General features: G+C 42.5%; 2 protein-coding genes. Both read right to left on the reverse strand.

What is annotated here, in order from left to right:
- Positions 1-9: 9 nt before the first annotated feature.
- Positions 10-1347: a HupE/UreJ family protein gene (locus ACOVO2_RS12240; RefSeq protein ID WP_421770251.1), complete on the reverse strand. Its 1338-nt coding sequence runs from the start codon at positions 1345-1347 to the stop codon at positions 10-12.
- A gap of 91 nt (positions 1348-1438) precedes the next feature.
- Positions 1439-2836 carry a DUF3500 domain-containing protein gene (locus ACOVO2_RS12245; RefSeq protein WP_421770252.1) on the reverse strand — a complete coding sequence of 466 codons (1398 nt, stop codon included), beginning with the start codon at positions 2834-2836 and terminating at the stop codon, positions 1439-1441.
- Positions 2837-2949 lie beyond the last annotated feature (113 nt).

Below are 2949 nucleotides of genomic sequence, written 5' to 3' on the forward strand. Positions count from 1 at the left end.
AAACATTTTCTAAACCGCCCGAGCCATATCTTCCTTACTTTTTTCTAAAAAATAAAGCAATACCGTGCCTACAATCAGAATTCCCAGTAACCAAGAAGAGTAATTGGCAGCTTTTGCAATGAGATTCGTGATAATATTTGGCTCGTCGAGTAATCGTTCGATAATCCAGCCAAGGGCGGCAACTCCCGCCAAAACAGCTCCAAATACTCTAAAAAAAGCATAAAATGAGGTGCGACTTAGTAAAAGTAACCACGGAATAACGGCCACAATCACGGCCAATTGCATGAGTTCGATACCGATATTGAAGCCCAATATACTCAATATCATCTTGAATGGATTGAGGTTTAAATCTTGTAAGGTATTAGCAAATGCAAGGCCATGGATTAAGCCAAAACCCAAAGCAATGTATATTTCTCGGTTTGGAAAAATAGGCTTGATGGCATGAATGGCCGAAACTAAAATAGATACGCCAATTAGCACTTCGATAAATTTACTGGGCAGAAAAACCCAACCTAATGCACCAAACAAAAGTGTGATAGAATGCCCAACGGTAAAGGCCGTAACGACTTTCAAAATATGCACTAAACTTTCTCGAACCGAACGCTGCGAAGCCCATTTCTTTTGATTAATCAATAAAGGAATCGGCAGCAAAAGCACCAAAAGAAACAAAAGATGGTCGGTTCCTTCGGCAATGTGTTTTACACCCAACGACACCATACTTTTAAAACCTTGCCAAACGCTTCCTTGCTGCAAGCTAATCTGAAAAGGATTAAGTTTGTTATTCACCACATCCCACTCAATTACGCCCACTTGTTGCATGGTGGTGTCGGACGGCGTTCCGTCGGACGGCGTCCCGTCTTCGTGCATGATGCCTTGTTGCCAATCTTGTTTTACAGCTACCAGTGCCTTATGGCTGGCTACTTGATGCAAGATTACGTCGTAGTCGAAGTAAAAATTTCGGAGGTCATAAGATGGTGGTGGTGCCATCGAAAAAGCAACAACTAATTCTTTATAATCACCCGATAATTCACTTTTGCTTTCAACAACTTTCATTTCTCCCAACTCTACTTTCCATGGTTTACCATCAAATGTGCGTGGACGAATGTGTTTTTGTAGATAAATCCTCAGCGAATCGCCCAGACGTTCGACCAAACGTTCTGAATTATCATTGACACCCATACCAATGGCAGATTGAAGTTCGCCCAAAGGCAGTTGTAATTCGCCCGAAATATGTTTATCGTGAATTTTCAAAATTACCATCGAACTTGGCATTGGGTGAGCTATCACTTCTTTCACACAAAAAGTGAATATTGATACTACTAAAACTATTATTTTGATTCGATTCATTGCTCTTTAAAAATTGTTACGAGGTAGAGACGTTGCATGCAACGTCTCTACGTGCAACCCTATTTTTTATTTTCAATTTAACTCACTGAAATTAATTTGCACCATAATCAGATTTTCTGTCTCTCCAAACTGAGTGCGGGTGTACGCCATTTCGGATAACAATTCCACTTTGCATCGACCACTCAATCCAAACACTTGGGCCATCAATCAAGATATAATCTCCTTTTACATCCATAGTAGTGCTACCAACATACGACACATAGGTTTCGTCAAGTTCGGCTTTATATTTTGCTAAAACTGCAACAGCGGCTCTATTATCTAAATCATCGACATAGGTTTTAATCGCTGCCAAAAGCAAATCTTTTTGGCTTTGTGTTAGATTTCCTGCTTTAACACCAGTCTTTGTGGTCGGGAAAGTACCATCTTTTTGCGGGCCAACGATGATATCATTTTGAGCAGCAGCACGTTTTGCAGTAGTTAACTCTGCGGCACTCAAACTTTTTAAGAAATTAGCAAAAGCTGTGGTTTCTTGTACTAAAGGCTGAACGGTTTTGCCCGTATTCGTAGAAGTCCATGTAGGGTATGGTTCTGTTGAACGAAAAACTGGTGTGCCGCCAGTCATTTTCCCTCCATTATAGGTAAAAATATTTGTTCCGTGGTGTCCACCAATTTGCAAACACCATAAACCTGTGGTGCTTGGTGTTCCTAAGAAAGCAATGTAATAATTACCTTTACCATAGCCACTACCACCGCCATTTGCAAGCAGATAATCATCAGCATCGATAATTCCAGCATACTCTTCATACCCTTCGTTGGCACCAGAACCCGTACTTGCTTTTAAAAGGTTATAAAAAGCAGTCCATTGAGCAGTAGAAAAAGTACTGGATGCCAAACCTACACGGTTTCCATACAAAGATTGAGGTAAATTACTCCATTTCTGAGCATGTGCTTTGCTGTAAGTATATTGAACAGAAGCCACCTGAGTTGAGGTAAGGCTTGCCTTTAGGTCTTCGGCAGCCTTCACGATGGCTGCAATGTCGGTATCCATTGACCAAGCCGAGCTTGTGGTGGTTCCTGTTCCGCTACCCGCAGCCGAAACAGTCATTGAAAAACTACATGATTGGCCGCCGACTGTAATGGCGAAAACTGCTGTACCTGCGGCTGAGGGTGTTCCTGTGATAGCAAAAGTAACCGAACCAGCCCCCGAAGCCAAAGTGCCAGCAGTAAGTGTAGCAGAAAGGCCAGTTACGCCAGTCGATGCAACTGCCGAGCCTGCCGAATATGCTGCTCCGTTTCCGCCCGTGTACGAAACGGTGGCTGTGCCTGTAAAAGCTGTACCGGCCGTCGGAGTAGCCGAAAATGTAGTAGATGAACAGCTTAGGGCTGTTACGGTGGCCGAGGTAGCGGTAGATACCTCAGACTTCTCGCAGGCAAGAACCAATACCGCAGCACTGATTGTGAGACTCAAAAATGCGTTTTTAAACTTCATAGAATTTATTGTTTTGATAATACTTGGTACTATCTCCACAGACGCAATTACTATGAAACTGGTTGGGTAAGGGTGGGCTGTTTAAAAGTGAACAGGAAAAAAAGCCCAGTGAA

It is taken from the genome of Emticicia sp., from assembly GCF_049241225.1.
In the GTDB taxonomy this organism is placed as follows: domain Bacteria; phylum Bacteroidota; class Bacteroidia; order Cytophagales; family Spirosomataceae; genus Emticicia.

Coding starts and splice junctions, on each gene's coding strand:
- ACOVO2_RS12240 (WP_421770251.1), bottom strand. CDS start 1,347: ATGAATCGAATCAAAATAATAGTTTTAGTAGTATCAATATTCACTTTT.
- ACOVO2_RS12245 (WP_421770252.1), bottom strand. CDS start 2,836: ATGAAGTTTAAAAACGCATTTTTGAGTCTCACAATCAGTGCTGCGGTA.